Source organism: Methanosarcina acetivorans C2A, assembly GCF_000007345.1.
Taxonomy (GTDB): Archaea; Halobacteriota; Methanosarcinia; order Methanosarcinales; family Methanosarcinaceae; genus Methanosarcina; species Methanosarcina acetivorans.
The window spans coordinates 4,065,071-4,079,837 of sequence record NC_003552.1 but is presented as its reverse complement, the minus strand read 5'-3'; the positions used below and the strand labels follow the sequence as shown (position 1 = coordinate 4,079,837).

The following is a 14,767-nucleotide window of genomic DNA, read 5'->3' as shown; positions in this document are numbered from 1 at the left end:
TTAAGTAAACTATTATTCCCCATTTAATTGTATTTATTTATGAAGTTTTATTTTTTATTCACTTTCTCAAGGTTTTTTATGAAAAAGCTAAGCGATGTTCTCACAGTTCGCAGCACCATATTTGCTACAGTCTCTGTGCTGGTGCTGCTTGCCGCTCTGATAACGATGGGGCTTTTAACCCCATTTATCTTGAGGGTCAGTACAGGAGAAGAAATCCTGCTCGATTCTGCCTATTTTAATCTGCGGGCAGCCCTGCCTACCCTTGCCCTCGTAATGCTTTTGACCCTGTGTCTCCTGCTCGGGAGTGCAGGGAAAAAGGAAGCTCTTCTCGCACTCGGGCTCGGAGTTGCAGGCTCCGTACTTTCGGTTGTTTTTTCCCCTTTTTCAAGTCTGCCTGTCAATATCTCGTTTTCACTCCTCGCAGTAGCTCTCTTTGCGGTTATGTACAGGCTACTTTCTTCTAAGGAAAAGACCCTGAAAGGAACTCTTCGGAGGGCAGGCTCTCATATCATCCACCTTGGGGTAGTCCTGCTCCTTGTTGGCATTCTCTTCAGCACCAACATGAAGCTTGAAGACTCTGCTGCTGTCCCTGTGGGAGAGGTGGGCACTTTCCAGTCCATGGGATACAGCATTCATGTTACCAACATCACCTCGGGAATCGAAGGGGCTCCTTATGGGAACTACCAGGGTTCGGCTTATGTAAGCACCGTATATTTTGATGTGTACAGGTGGGGCCAGCCTTTTGACAGCGGACAGGTCAGGTACATAAGCGACTTCAAATGGGAACAGTCTTACACTGAGACCTATATTCACAGAGGACTTCTGGAAGAACTCTTTATCGCCCCCAAATCCGTGGATACAAAAACCCAGACCGTGGAACTTTATGTACGAAAGGTTCCCTTCATGACTTCTCTCTGGGGCGGGTTTTATCTGATGGTGCTGGGTATCCTGATGCTCTTCATCTCGGATTCCCTTGCAGGGGAAAAAGGTTCTCCCGGAAACGGCCTTTCCGGAACCCTTGATTCTGAAAGAGAAGCTCAGGTAAACGGAATCAAAAATGACAGTAAAAAGAAGCGCGTTAGCAAAAAAAATGTATGAGACAGGTGTGCAGATGGTGATCGTATGAATACTGGAATGGGACTCATCTGGATAGCGGGGGCTTCCGGACTGCTTGCTTTTTTAACCTCCCTGCTTTACTTCTTCAGGCAGGACAGGAAATTTCTGGCCCTTTCCGAAAAACTGGAACTTATCGCAGGGGTCGGACTGGTATTCGCTATATTCCTGCTTGCTTTCTACTTGCTTGGTGTGGATACGCAATACAGTTACGTCTTTCAGCACTCAAGCACCGACCTTGCCTGGCACTACAGGTTTTCTGCGCTCTGGGCAGGGCAGGAAGGCTCGTTTCTGATCTGGACAGGTTTTATCTTCGTAATGCTTGCAATAACGCGTTTTACAGGCACCGGTAAAGTCCTCCGGGAGACCGAGATCTTTTCAATTATGAGGTCGGTTTCGCTCTTTGTAGCCTCGGTATTCCTGCTGCTCCTGGCGTTGAAAAACCCGTTCTCCATGTACTATTATACAGGTACGGGAGTGCCTGATGTTACAAACTGGAATCTCTTTGCGGAACCTTTCGTTGTTTCTTACGGACAGGGCATGAATCCCCTGCTCAGGAACCCCTGGATGGCTATCCACCCCCCTCTCCTGTTCCTCGGCTATGCAGCCTTCACCCTCCCGTTCTCTGCTGCAATCGGAGGCCTTGTCCTCAAAGACAGCCGGTGGTCCGAACTTGCAACAGGCTGGATGCGTGTCTCCTGGCTCTTTCTTACCCTCGGGATAGGCTTTGGAGCTTTCTGGGCGTATGAGGTGCTTGGTTGGGGGGCCTGGTACTGGACCTGGGATCCTGTAGAGACTTCGTCCCTGATTCCCTGGCTTACGGCAACAGCTTATCTGCACGCAAAGCTCAGGGCCCGGCAGGGAGAATATGGTTTCCTGCTCCCTATGCTGGCACTTGTATCCTTTATTCTGGTCATCTTCTCGACCTTTGTCACAAGAAGCGGGCTTTGGGTATCTGTGCATTCCTGGCAGGATTTCACAATGGAAGGGATGATAATTGCTCTCTTTCTGGTGGTTCTTATCGGTTCGAGTGCAGTTCTCCTTGTCAGGAAGTATTTTAGCGAGGAATGAGTTTAGCAAATATTATTGAGGAAGAGTTTAGCTAAAAGAGAGTTGGAGAAACACGCAGCAATGGCTGGCGGATTTAGCCAGCAAGATAAACCCCCTAAAAGTCCAGGAACGAAGCCCGGGAAAAAAGCGCTGCATGGAATTTCAGTGGCCGCATGAAATTTTAGCCTTTTTCGGGTCTTACCTTTTCCAGGAATTTTTACTTCTTTTTTGTTTTTTTCCAGATTTTCTGTTTTTTTCTATTTTTGCCCTGCTTGAATACTTTCAGGAAATGTCTCAAATAAGTTGGGAAGATTGCCACAGTTTTCTCCGGTTTTTCAGGACGATTTTTTTGATCTGCGTCAGAGTCAGGATATAAACATTTCTAAATTATCCTTGACGTTTTATTGGCAGGATGTCTTCCTGGAATTTCTTTGATCTGTACAATTATAATATTTTTGTTGTGATTCCTTCAGGTTTTTATCCGAATAATTGGATTATTATGCCTCTTACGTTTGATTATTTTTTTACAATTGCTAATGTCAGGTGTGGTTGAAAGTTTTTCAATTCCCTTTTAATATATACAACTTTAAATAGTATGAGTACGTTATTAATTGATAGAGATGAATAACCTTCTAATTATATACGTATACAGGTTTAATTGCTGAACCTATACGTCTCTTCCCATCAATTTAACAAAACGGTTCTCTGGTAATCGGTTATGAAAATATGTTACGTTTGTTTTTGATAACCGGTTGTTGGGCTTAAAACGTAAACAATCCGCTAGATTGTGAAAAAACGCTTTTTATTGAATTCAATGTTTTAAAACGGGATAGGGCACCATATAAATATATATGCGGTGTTAAATTTTGGAAGTTGTTGTTGGCTTTACGCGGTGCTTATGAAAGCTACCCTTCAAGGTCTGGGCATAATTACCGTGATATTCTTTAGCTGGCAGATTAAATTATAAAAATTGGAAAATGAAGGGGTTATCATGAAAGACTATGAAGTAAAAGTGCTGGACGAAAACGACCACATTTTTATTGAAACGTTAAGGAACCTCGGGATGTCAAGAAATGTAGCTACAACTATGGCATATCTTATGAATGTCGACGAAGCTTCATCCCGCGAAATTGAAATTAGTACTGGACTGAGGCAACCCGAAGTAAGTCTTGCAATGAGGCTGATGCGGAACCAGTCCTGGGTTAATGTACGTTCGGAAAAGAAACCCGGTAAAGGGCGCCCGATAAAAATCTATTCCCTTGCAGCTCCTGTTGATGAGATCATAAGCTATTATGAAGATAAAATCTATAAGGAATCTCAGGCAACGATCTCAGCAATCAAAAAACTGAAGGTTATGAGCAAAAAGGTGCCTTTAACACCCACAAAGTAAAGGCTCTCCAAAAGGGTTAGCTCCATAATGGCTGACAGTCCTTCCCGGAATTCACCATTATGGAATTCAAATCCTTCTTAATTCATCTCTCTAATTTTGTCTCTTTCAAGGTCTTTTCTTCTTTTTGTTCTTTTTCTGTTTTTCCCTTCATTTCCCGGTTTTCACTTTCCGATATCCCTGTACCCGCAACTTCCCTGTATCCTTCTCTGTACCTGCAACTTTTTCTAGACATTCCGTACACTCTGGTATTTATGAATATTCTGGGATTTGACCACATCCTGCATTCTTGTTTATGGCATTTTTTCAGCCTCTTTGCTAATTTTACGCTTTTTACTTCTTGCTCTGTCTCTTTACAAACCTTTCAGTCATTTGAATTCATGATGAATATGAAATTCTGAATGAACAAAGCCCCGCAAGAATGAGGTGATATGATGAGAAATGTACTGATTAGTGAAGAATATCCGGTACTGAAGAATATCCGGTACTGAAGAATATCTAGTTGAGAATAAGCGTTATTGAAGAATGCCAGAATAGAAAAGTAACCTTATGAATCTTTCAAAAATGGGGGAAAATCAGTTGCAATAAAGAAGGGACCCCGCCCTTTGGGGGCAGGTCAGCCACCTGTAACAACTTTAAGGATTGTAAGCCTATCGGAATTTATAGCCCCGTCAAGTGGAACCGCATTCCCTCCGTTTAATACAAGTACTGTTTCCTGATTTATGTTCAGCGTATCAAGCAGGTCTTCGTAGGTAGCGCTCTCGGCTACTTCTACGGTCTGCTCAGAAATCTCTCCAGCTTGAATTGTTATGTATAACCTTTTACTCAATCTAGTGTTCCACCGCCGCTTACCTGAATTTCGTCTACAATTTCCTTTATTAACTTCTGCTCCAGTTCATATTCTTTTCTGATACCTTTACGTTCTGCATTTCTTTTCTGGAACTTTCCCGTCATGTTCAAATCTCCTTACGATTTTTCAGGTTTGCAACATAGTGGGTATAATCTCGCCAAGCAGACTCTGTTGTTTTTCATGAATCTGTTCTCTTTTAGAGATTTATATCCAATATTGTAATGATTTTCTGTTTTAATTAATCTTTTGGTTAACGATCCTTTGGTTAACATTCCATCATTTTCAGTTGTTAGAAGTACAACGTATCTTTATTTCTGACAAAATGTAGATGTTAACATTGTAGCTGATCTCGTTTGAATAATTGACATAATAAGTTCAGAATCTCTATTTTAAAATAAAATTTAAGAATATTTGGTCATCAATTAATTATCTTACGAATTATCTGTTTATCAATACCGATACTTTAATATAATGATGCTGGTTTGGTGATCATTTGATATTTGGAAAGGTGGGCCTGGTAAAGAATATGTAGATGAGCAAAAAGTTAAATGATAAGGAAATGGGTTGAAAAATCAATCAAAAAATCAATCAAAAAAGTTATACACCAGCCGGGATTCGAACCCGGGTTCGAGCGTTGGCAACGCCCGGTGATGACCGCTACACTACTGATGTTCTGTGCTTTTCTTTTCTTTTTCGTTTTTATGGTGCCCAGACCCGGATTCGAACCGGGGACAACTGCCTCTTCAGGGCAGCGCTCTCCCACTGAGCTACCTGGGCATGCAGATAATTTATTACTAAGATGTTCTTTCTGAATTGGTTTTTAAAAGAGATAGGAGTTATTTTCAGTTTTTTCCTTCCTGAAAGATCTCAGGAAAGATTTTGACCGTTTTTGGGTGTAATCCGATGTTTTTAATGGGCCCGCTGAGATTCGAACTCAGGACCTCCGCCATGTCAAGGCGACGTCATAACCGTCTAGACCACGAGCCCTCTAAGATGCATGTTTCTACTCCTTATTACAAAAGGTGTTTGGAATAAGGTATCAAAAAAGTTATACACCAGCCGGGATTCGAACCCGGGTTCGAGCGTTGGCAACGCCCGGTGATGACCGCTACACTACTGATGTTCTATACTTTTCTTTTCTTTTTGTGGTGCCCAGACCCGGATTCGAACCGGGGACAACTGCCTCTTCAGGGCAGCGCTCTCCCACTGAGCTACCTGGGCATGCAGATAATTTGCTGTTGAATTGCTCCTTCAGAACTGATATTTAAAAGAGGTAGCAGTTATTTTTAGTTTTTTCCTTCCTGAAAGAACTCAGGAAAAATTTTGACCGTTTTTGGGTATAATTCGGTGTTTTTAGTGGGCCCGCTGAGATTCGAACTCAGGACCTCCGCCATGTCAAGGCGACGTCATAACCGTCTAGACCACGAGCCCTTTACCATGTGTATTGCTTCTGTTTCTTGCACCGAAGTGCAACACCATAGTACGCATCATCATTTATATAAGTTTTGGGTGGTTCGTGTTTTTTCTGTTCGAATTAACCCCCGGAAAGCAAAAATATTACAGGTTTTGTAAAGAATCTTTGGTTCTACTTTCATTTTCCGGGTTATCAACTTATAGCTCCTGCTTTACCTCATGAATATACCAAAATATTCTCTGTCAAAATATTCTCTGGCCTGCCTCAATTTATTACCTCCAGAGTATTTCCTCAGAATATTTCTTCTGGATTATTTCTTCTGGATTATTTCCTCTGGATTATTTCCTCAGGGTCGTTTCTGTAAGTATGATATTGGTTCCGGAAGACCTGCCCTATAAAATAGAATGAACACGCCTCTAAAATAGAATGAATACAATAATTCCGCTGAGGGTAATATGAACGGAGCATTGGATAACACAGAAAAACCCCGGACAATCCAGGAAATACAGGTAAAAATCGACGCTGGAGAAGCTGTTGTCCTTACGGCTGAGGAAATCGGCGCAAAGGTCAGGGCAGGGGGAGAGATCAGGCTTGAAGATATTGATGTCGTAACTACCGCAACACGCGGGATCATGAGCGGAACGTATGCGGTTTTCTCCTTCAAAGTTTCTGAACCCGATTCTTTTGTAAAAGCTTCTAAAGTCCTGCTGAACGGCGTGCCGGCAATAGTCGGGCCCTGCCCGAACGAAAGGCTTGGGGTTCTGGACCTTATCGTACTCGGGACGGCTCACAGTGAAACTGATTCCCGCTACGGAGGTGGGCACCTTTTCAGGGATATGGTTGAAGGAAAGAGCATTACCGTGGACGTAACCACAAGCGTAGGAGATTTTTTTTCAGTCGAGACCCGTCTTTCCGAGATGCCCTTTGCGCGGCTTTATGCAACAAGACATGCCTTCAAAAACTATCGGGCATTCGTAAACCCGGGAAAAGAGTCTATTAAAACTATTTTTCATGCTTTACCCTTTGAAGGCGAATTCAGGGAACTGACCTTCTGCGGCTGTGGCGAGTTAAACCCGATTCAAAATGACCCCAAGCTCGAGACAATAGGAATAGGGACAAGAGTCCTGATCAACGGGGCCGAAGGGTTCGTTACAGGTCAGGGTACTCGCAGTGCTCCGGATAATCCCAATCTTACGGGTTTTGCAGACCTCCATGACATGACTCCAGAGTATATGGGAGGCTTTGTAACTTCAGCAGGTCCCGAAATTGTCAACACCTGGGCAGTTCCCATCCCTGTCCTTTCCCGGGAAATGCTGGAAAATATCCTTCAGCTGGACAGCCAGATCCCGCTCAAACTGGTAGACCTTGCAGGCAGGCTCCCTCTTTGCGAGATCACCTACGGGGATGTCTGGGATAACACCGACCTGAGTGTAAAATACGAGCCCGAAAAATGCATTGATTGCAAGATCTGCTGCGTGGCCGAGGCATGCCCCATGGGGGCAGTCAGCAAAGGAGAAAACGGAGCAGTGCACAATCCGGAACTCTGTTTTAACTGCGGACTCTGTATCTCAAGGTGCAAAGGAGAAGCCTTCAGCGCAAAGCTCGGGACTGTCAGCTGTGCAGTCGGAGGCTGTTTCAGAGATATAAAAGTAACCCTGCGCCAGTCAGACCGGGCAAGAGCGGTAAAAGCCGCAGAAGAACTTAAAGCTCAGGTCCTTTCAGGAAAATTCAGACTCAAGGAACCGGTGGAGAAAATAAGCTGGAGAGAATAAAGGGCTTTAAAATAAGCTTTGGAGAATAAACATATATTCATCTTGAAAGCGACTATGAGGGCGACTAAAATAGAATTTATCGGGATTTCCGCCTCTCGAATTGCGTCTCGCCCGAATTGCGCCTCGGGAGTACGCGGTCTGTTTCGCTTCGCTCAAGCAGACTATTTATGGGTAAGAAGTGAGCTGCGCTCACGCGAACTAAAAAGGACTGAATTACGAATTTTCTAACCCGTGCAACCATATTCGCTTTATTGAGTCGTTCCTGTCCCACTCGACGCAGGAGAGCGGTCTTTCTCAAAAAGACTGAAAAGAATGAGAAAAAAACAGTAAAATAAGAAACTATCAAAGAAGCTGCAATAACAAACGGAAAAGAAGAAATCAAGTTCTATCAAAAAAATACCCTTCTTCTGTGTATCTTTTTCATTCTGATCTCTTTTTTTCGCTTTTTGTGAAGAGCTTCCAGACAGGCTGGTGGAGGCGCTGATATTTACTTGTGAATTGAAAAACAGTTTCTTGTGGTTTAAGGAAAATATTCTCTCTGCCCCGGGAGCATTTCCTTCAATATTTATCTTTCTTTATCGCAAGGTCTGTTTTTAGGTCACTTCTTACTGGCTGACAGCAGGATTCAATCATCATGCGGCGCAAGGAGAGATAAAAGAAAGATTCTTTCTCCCTGATTCCGAAATCGATTTTTCAGTAAATGAGAGATCCTTTGCGCTTTTCTACGAAAAATTTCGTTTTAAAACTTTTTTACATCCAGTGTTTCTTTGAAGCGTTTTGTTGCTTCTTCAGGGCTCATAGGAATATTGGGAGCATTTGTGTTCCCGGGTTTCAGGATCACATGGATAAAGGAGAGCTCTCTCATGGCTTTGAATTTCCTGAAAGCTTCTATCACCCCTTCTTTGCTGTTCACTTTGGCGGTGTTCTGAATCCCGCAGGCGTTTGCAAAGATTTCAAGGTCAATGTAGCGGAGGGCGCAGGTCTCCTGAGAACCTGTAGAACCATAGGCGCCGTTGTCAAGGGCAATGATTATGAGGTTTTTCGGGGCTTCTTTTGCAATTTCAAGGAGGGCATTTGGGTTCATTAAAAGGCTCCCGTCCCCGTCAAAAGTGATAACTGTCTTTTCCGAGCGCAGGGCAAGACCAAGCCCTATTGAAGAAACAAGCCCCATGGAGCCGAACATATAGAAGTTGAGTTCCCTGTCCCTGCAGGCGTAAAGCTCCTTGCAGGGGACTCCGAGGTTTGTCACGGTAATTTCGTCATCAAGCTCGGAGGCTAAGGTGCAGATTGCATCGTTTCTGAGCATAAAAGGCTTGAGAGTCCCGCTTGTGAGGGAAAACCTGCAGGTCCTTTCCATAATTTCCGGCTTTATCGGCATCCCTGCAGCCTGCCAAGCACAGCATTCCGAAGCTTCCCAAACTTTAGGGGAGACCAGGGCAATATGGGGTCTCGAGTTTTCAAAGGCGTCAAGAATTACATTTTCAAGAAGAGGAAGCTTTTCAGTTTCGCCAATTATTGTGTATGTAAGTCCGGCCCCTTCAAGGATGGAAGGGAGGTGGGCTCCCAGGGGAACCTGAGCTTCGATGCCTTCTTTATATACACCGCGCCAGCTAGCCAGGATCGGAAGGGGGATTTTACAGGTTACGTTCAGGGATTCAAGGGCATTGATCATATTCCCGAGCCCCGTACTCTGGATAAGCATCATTGGCTTTCCGCCTGCAAGGTAGATGCCTGCACAGATCCCCACTCCGTTTTCTTCCCTTGTCAATTTGATTTCTGGAAAATTTTCCGAGACCAGGGGAAGCAGGTTCTTGATCCTGTCGCAGGGAAGCGTTGCAGCAAGATCAATACCTGTTTGTTTCATGATTTCTATTACTTTTTCTTCCGGGTTTACCACGTACATACCTCTTACCGTGCATATGTCTTGAGTTTAGTTTTTCTCTTCGTTGAGTTTATTTTTCTCTTTTTTGAGTTTATTCTTCCGTTTTTTGAGCTTATTTTTCTTTTTACTGTTTCAGGCCTTCGATTATAGCCTGCAGGGCCTCAGAGCTTCAGTTCCTCAAGCGGCACATCCGGGTTCGAGACAGTAATTTCAGGTTCAATCTGGAATAGTGTGAAGTCTTCCTTCAGCCGTTTGAAACCTCCGCCTGCAATGTTCAGGAGGATAGTGTCGTCCTTTCCGACATTTCCGGCTTCCACGGCTTTTAAGAGGGAAGCAGCAGCAACGGCAGATGGGGGAAGGATATCTATTCCTTCAAGGGACTCAAAAAGCGCTTTTGCGTCAAGGGCTTCTTCTTTGCTTACTGCATACATTATCCCGTCCGTATCGACAAGTGCGTCATAGAGCCCGCCTGTCACGGAGTAAGGTGGTGCTCGGTTGGTAAGTACAGTGGCGTAGGTCTCTTCGATCCGCTTCTTTGCATCTTTCATGTCAATTTCGGGAATTATATCCCTCCTGCCTTCTTGCCATGCATTATACATGGGAACGAAGGGGAGATTCTGGGTAAGCTGGAGCTTTGGAAGTTTGGAACCAAAACGCCCGTCCTCTCTGAGGCGCAGAGAAGCTTCCCAGGCTGAGATTCCTCCCGTCCCGCTTCCGACAGCCTGGAAGTAGTGATCAGGCATCTTTCCTATGGTTACGGCTGCATCAAGCATTACAGTACCCATTCCTTCTCTTCTGGCAACGTTTCTGGCTCCTCCTTCAGGGACCATTCCAGGAAGCTTTGCAATTCTTCCTGCAAGGTTGATAGCATCGGTGTAATCGTTCCCCGGAGTCATGCTGATAAGGTGAATGGAATCGGTCGGTTCTTCAGGCAGCCAGAGTTTAGGGATGCCTGAGTCGGGAACCACGATATAAACATCGGTTCCGGTAAGTGCCGAAACATGTGCAAAAGCCCTCCCCGTATTCCCTGCAGAGGCAAGGACTATGGCTTTTCCCCCGGATTCCTTGAGAAGCTGCATCGTAGGATGGGCTTCGAGTTCTTTGAAACTGCAGGTCTTGATAAAAGCTCCTTTCTCGGGCCAGTACCCGCTGAACCCTATGTACAGATTCGAAAGCCCAAGTTCCCTCGCAAGAGCTTCGCTTTTGTACGTGATGGGCCCGGCTTCGGTAGTAAGCTCTTCCTGAACCGGAAGCCATGAGTGAAATCTTCCTATCCCTGGCTGCTTTCTCAGCTCAAGTTTTTTTTCAAGGTATTCCGCCCGCAAAAAGGAGTCGTCATTCTCGCAGGTCAGCCTGTATTCCTGGCTGTATTCTCTGCCGCATTTCAGACATTTTAATATGAATCTTCCCATTGCTATCAAAGAAAATTGGGTTTCTTTTGCTACATATATGTTCCTGAAATTCAGACTTACTATCCTTTATGTATTATTTATTGAGATGTATTGTCTTATTAGGTTAATTGTTTTTAATGAATGGAAGACCGTTGAAATGAAATTAAGTTAAAAATAGAACGCTGAGAATGCATAACAGGAGCAGGAGCGGGCTATGAATTATGCGGAGACGCCGATGAAAGTATTCAGAAAAACAATCAAGAAAATTTTTAAAAACTTTGGATTAAATTTTTTAGCTCTCATTAAAAACTATAGTACTGGAGTATTATTTAGCTTGTTCCATATTTTTACGTCTCCTCATAAAAAATGTCTGAAGTGTTTTTAGCGTGCTCAATATTCTTCCTTTTACCGTTGGGGTAAACAAGGGTAAGCACATCTGGCTGCATTCCTAACTCTCTCGAGTCATGGAGGTAATCTTCGTCTTTTTGTCTGGAAATATCATTTACATGAATCAAAGCACTGTTTATCCCTATTCTCTGGATCTCTATGTTCTCAAAATCAAAGAAAATCTCCTCTATTTTGGGCTCAAGGTGCTTGCTCCCGAACATGAACATGTAAACCTGAGCGAAGGGACTGAGGTGGTAACTTATCCGGACGTTCGCATCCGTCTTATCAAATTCAATTACCATAGTGTCAAGATGAATATATTTTCCTTCTCTGAACTGATTTGGATTAATTCCGGGCGTGACTCTTGCAGCCAATAAAGCAGCCGAGATGATCAGGGCGATCGTAATTATAGCTTTTACTTTCATGTGTCTAACGCTGTATTTGTATTCTTTTCTAATATATTTATTTCCTGCCGAACCTGTCCCCTGAAGGAAAAAGTCCGGTTAACCTTTTTACTTCCAGACGAACTTTTTATCTGAATTCATAATGACGGTATGAAATTTATAATGATGCATAACATCATCCAATAAAGATGTAATATTCATCCATAATCATCTCTCTTATTTTTGCATCCATTTAATCTGTTCCGGATTCGTCCTTTCTATCCCAATTTATACAATAAGATTAAATAGTGCAAGAATAAAGCTATTTTATTCTTTTAACTATCTAAAAAACAATAGTGAGGCTAAAAAATATGAGCAAAAATATTAATTTCGTCTGTCCAAAATGCGGAAACAACTCCTACGTTCTAGGTGAGATCCGCGCAACAGGCGGTTTCCTCAGTAAAGTCCTCGATGTCCAGAACAAAAAATTCACTCATGTCACCTGCAAACGCTGCAAATACACCGAATTCTACCAGGCAGACAGCAGCACGCTTGGAAATATCTTCGACCTGTTCACCTGAAATCCGTGAATAAGGAACTCTTCTATGGAACTTTTTCCACAGCCCTTTTTTTAATTTTTAGATGATTAACTTTTCCGCCCGAGTCCCGTCTCGGGAGGACGGTGTCCTACCCGAGTTTCGCTTCGGGAGCACGGTGTCCTACCCGAGTTTCGCTTCGGGAGCACGATGTCCTTTTCGCTGCGCTCAAGAGGACTGAAAGAGGACTTAATTACCTATTCTGACCCATAAAACCATATTTGCTGTATCGGGTCGTTCTTGTCACGCTCGACGCAGGAGAGCGGTTTGCGCGTGAAAATGAAGTAAACAGGCTGTCTCAAAACTCAAACCATTTCTACAATTGGATAATGAGCAACGTTGAATTTAAAAACAAGACCACCTAAATTAGAAAAATTTACACATGAATTAACCTTGTAGTAGAAAAATTTGACACAATTGTAGAATTAACTTTAGTTTTGAGACAGCCTGTAAAAGAAGAATCAGTTTTAAAAGTCTTTAGCTTTCTTTAGCGTTTTCAGTCAGTTATGCGGTTTTTCGTCCCAACTTGCATATTATGAAGTCCATTTTATTCTGCAGGGATCAGGATACAACAGCATTTTTTCTTCATCTTTTCTAATTTGAGGTTTTCAATGTTCTGGATATGTTTATTCATGAGGGGGGAGTATTGTTCTATTAGGGATTTTTCCTTACCTTTATCTGCATCTTCACTATTTTTCAGATCTCTACGGTTTTTCTCAAGAAGCTCTCTTAATTTTTCCCGATTCTCACAGGAATTAATTTTCCTTATTAATTCGATGAACTCCTTTCCGTTTCCCTCAGGATTCCTAAGTATTTCAGATTCTTCAAAGATATGGATGAGTCTTGTCGTGATTGGTACTTGTCCTACTTGGCCTTCCCAGGCAGGGAAATAGTCAGTGTTTATAGAAGCTAAAAATACAAGCTGCTCCATGGATCCCCCAACAGGAAAGATAATACCTTCTTCTTCTAGCGTTTTTGAGTGCTTGTCCAGCGTTAAGGCAATCCCTGTATATCCTCCCTGAATCCCTTTTTCTCCATCGACAGTAAAGATCCCGTTTGCCATAACAAAAGCCGTATTTCCTCCTCCCAGAGGACGATTAATATCATTCAAAGCCATTTCGTAGAAGCTTTGAGGCTTCGGGTTTGTCTGTGGTACAAGAATTACATTACAAATCGGAACTAAGCGATGTCTCAACTCTGTATTCAGAAACTCATAGCAAATCAAAATTCCAATGTTGAGGTTTTCTTGAAGTTTGAAAATGTGGTTTATTTCTCCCGGTTCCATTCCATCTTCAAAAAATACAGGTTCTTCTATTCTTGCTCCTAAATACTTTTCATTATGTACTATTTTCGATGAAGGAATCACAATAGGTGAAACATTTTTTAATAAGTCTGCCTCTTCGAATTCGTGAATGAATAGTTTCCCATATTTTTCGATATTTTCATCGATGACATAGTGGCTTCCAGCCACAACAATAATTCTGTTTTCATCTGAGAATTGCTGTATCTCTTCAAGAAAATCAAATGGGATAGAAAATTCAGGAAAAACTATAATGTCTGTTTCTCCCCTTAAAGCTTTAAGAACCGCCAATATTTTTCGGTGATAGGCTTCATCAGCCATGATTTTCACAACCGAATTTTCCTTATATGCATTGTACTTGAGCTGAACTGCTGCAATCCGCAAGTTCTTTCCAGTAAATAGATTTCCACAACAATCATGTTGCAAGATTCTTGTTTTGTGTTTTCCATCTATTGTTTCAAAATAGTCAAATTCCTTTATTATTGGCATATGGTTTGGAATTTCAAAGGTGATAAACTCTTTTCCTTTGGGAAAATATTTCCTCTCCCGTAAATCGATTTCAATTTCGTTATATTTTGCCTCTTCTTCAGTTAGTTGACGATCAAAAAATGTGGTGGCTCCAATTTTTATTGTCAGTTTTCCTTTAACTTTTTTGGAGTCAAATTTGATTGTTAGTTTCCAGTTGTTGTAGAAAATTTCTGGATTAAAACTTTTCATTTCATCGATTAACTGAGAGTATAAATTTTCAAATGATTCGTAATCTTCATCTTCTTTTTCCGTTTGCTTGATTAATTCGATGTTTTCAACTAAACTATTGTAATAATTATTCTCGTAGCTAGAGATACTTGTTGTTTTTTGATGGGTTTTTTGTACGCTTTCACTATCTTTACTCAAAGTACGTTTAAATAAAAAATTCTCTACTTTCCTTAGAATGTATATAGCTTTTGCCCTATCTAATTTGTAAGCCAAGTTATGTGGATCTGCCTCTATTTTTTTATTACAAAGTTCAATTGATCGCTTTAAGTGTTTCTTAGCTATTTCTATCAAACCAACATGCTGAAATAAGGATGAGAGGCTATTCGAAGTTGTGACAACTAATGATTGGTATGCATCATTTTCAATATCAATTTTAAGTTGATTTTCGGATACAGTTAAAACATATTCAAGACTTGTCTTTATTTCTTCAAAACAATCAATATTTTTTTCTTCAGTATCAGTTAAAGACTCTTTATTATCTGACAT

12 protein-coding genes and 6 tRNA genes are annotated in these 14,767 nt (G+C 42.2%); 5 read left to right on the top strand and 13 right to left on the bottom strand.

The annotated features are described in order from the left end of the window. The first annotated feature begins 78 nt into the window (after positions 1-78). The 3 genes from MA_RS17265 to MA_RS17255 all read left to right on the top strand — a co-directional run bounded on the left by MA_RS17265 (position 79) and on the right by MA_RS17255 (position 3,553). Positions 79-1,098, top strand: coding sequence for a cytochrome c-type biogenesis CcmF C-terminal domain-containing protein (locus MA_RS17265; protein WP_048065666.1), 1,020 nt, complete (start codon positions 79-81; stop codon positions 1,096-1,098). A gap of 24 nt (positions 1,099-1,122) precedes the next feature. Next, entirely contained in the window at positions 1,123-2,184 is a 1,062-nt protein-coding gene (gene ccsA, locus MA_RS17260; RefSeq protein ID WP_011023237.1) for a cytochrome c biogenesis protein CcsA, read from the top strand. A 970-nt stretch (positions 2,185-3,154) separates the two neighbouring features. Further along, positions 3,155-3,553: a transcriptional regulator protein gene (locus MA_RS17255; protein WP_048065665.1), complete on the top strand. Its 399-nt coding sequence runs from the start codon at positions 3,155-3,157 to the stop codon at positions 3,551-3,553. An 82-nt stretch (positions 3,554-3,635) separates the two neighbouring features. Here MA_RS17255 and MA_RS17250 read toward each other — a convergent pair whose 3' ends face one another. The 9 genes from MA_RS17250 to MA_RS17215 form a co-directional block, all read right to left on the bottom strand. Then, entirely contained in the window at positions 3,636-3,785 is a 150-nt protein-coding gene (locus tag MA_RS17250; RefSeq protein WP_157860296.1) for a hypothetical protein, read from the bottom strand. Positions 3,786-4,166: 381 nt separating this feature from the next. After that, positions 4,167-4,379, bottom strand: coding sequence for a MoaD/ThiS family protein (locus MA_RS17245; protein ID WP_011023233.1), 213 nt, complete (start codon positions 4,377-4,379; stop codon positions 4,167-4,169). Beyond that, entirely contained in the window at positions 4,376-4,504 is a 129-nt protein-coding gene (locus MA_RS29520; protein ID WP_261789059.1) for a hypothetical protein, read from the bottom strand. Before MA_RS29520 ends, MA_RS17245 begins: the two co-directional genes overlap by 4 nt. Positions 4,505-5,000: 496 nt before the next feature. Beyond that, positions 5,001-5,072: transfer RNA gene (locus MA_RS17240), tRNA-Gly, on the bottom strand. A gap of 30 nt (positions 5,073-5,102) precedes the next feature. Continuing rightward, positions 5,103-5,177 (bottom strand) — tRNA-Phe (locus MA_RS17235). 136 nt (positions 5,178-5,313) lie between these two features. After that, positions 5,314-5,387 (bottom strand) — tRNA-Val (locus MA_RS17230). Positions 5,388-5,451: 64 nt separating this feature from the next. Further along, a tRNA-Gly gene (locus tag MA_RS17225) sits at positions 5,452-5,523 on the bottom strand. A gap of 23 nt (positions 5,524-5,546) precedes the next feature. Further along, a tRNA-Phe gene (locus MA_RS17220) sits at positions 5,547-5,621 on the bottom strand. A 136-nt stretch (positions 5,622-5,757) separates the two neighbouring features. After that, positions 5,758-5,831, bottom strand: a tRNA-Val gene (locus MA_RS17215). A 438-nt stretch (positions 5,832-6,269) separates the two neighbouring features. On the opposite strand from MA_RS17215, the gene MA_RS17210 reads away from it, so the two are divergent. Beyond that, positions 6,270-7,586: a methanogenesis marker 16 metalloprotein gene (locus tag MA_RS17210; RefSeq protein WP_011023232.1), complete on the top strand. Its 1,317-nt coding sequence runs from the start codon at positions 6,270-6,272 to the stop codon at positions 7,584-7,586. A 739-nt stretch (positions 7,587-8,325) separates the two neighbouring features. Here MA_RS17210 and comE read toward each other — a convergent pair. From comE to MA_RS17195, 3 genes are all read right to left on the bottom strand, one after another. After that, entirely contained in the window at positions 8,326-9,489 is a 1,164-nt protein-coding gene (gene comE, locus MA_RS17205; RefSeq protein ID WP_011023231.1) for a sulfopyruvate decarboxylase subunit beta, read from the bottom strand. A 140-nt stretch (positions 9,490-9,629) separates the two neighbouring features. Beyond that, positions 9,630-10,880 (bottom strand): cysteate synthase, encoded by a 1,251-nt coding sequence (locus MA_RS17200; protein ID WP_048066469.1) that lies wholly within the window; start codon positions 10,878-10,880, stop codon positions 9,630-9,632. Positions 10,881-11,206: 326 nt separating this feature from the next. Beyond that, the gene (locus MA_RS17195; RefSeq protein WP_011023229.1) at positions 11,207-11,671 is read right to left on the bottom strand and encodes a hypothetical protein; all 465 of its coding nucleotides are present in this window, start codon (positions 11,669-11,671) and stop codon (positions 11,207-11,209) included. A gap of 329 nt (positions 11,672-12,000) precedes the next feature. Here MA_RS17195 and MA_RS17190 point away from each other — a divergent pair, with 329 nt between their 5' ends. Continuing rightward, a complete protein-coding gene (locus MA_RS17190) occupies positions 12,001-12,210 on the top strand; it encodes a zinc ribbon domain-containing protein (protein WP_048065663.1) in 210 nt (69 codons plus the stop codon). A gap of 562 nt (positions 12,211-12,772) precedes the next feature. On the opposite strand, the gene MA_RS17185 is transcribed toward MA_RS17190, so the two are convergent. Beyond that, complete coding sequence (locus tag MA_RS17185; protein ID WP_011023227.1) at positions 12,773-14,767, bottom strand: nitrilase-related carbon-nitrogen hydrolase; 1,995 nt, start codon at positions 14,765-14,767, stop codon at positions 12,773-12,775.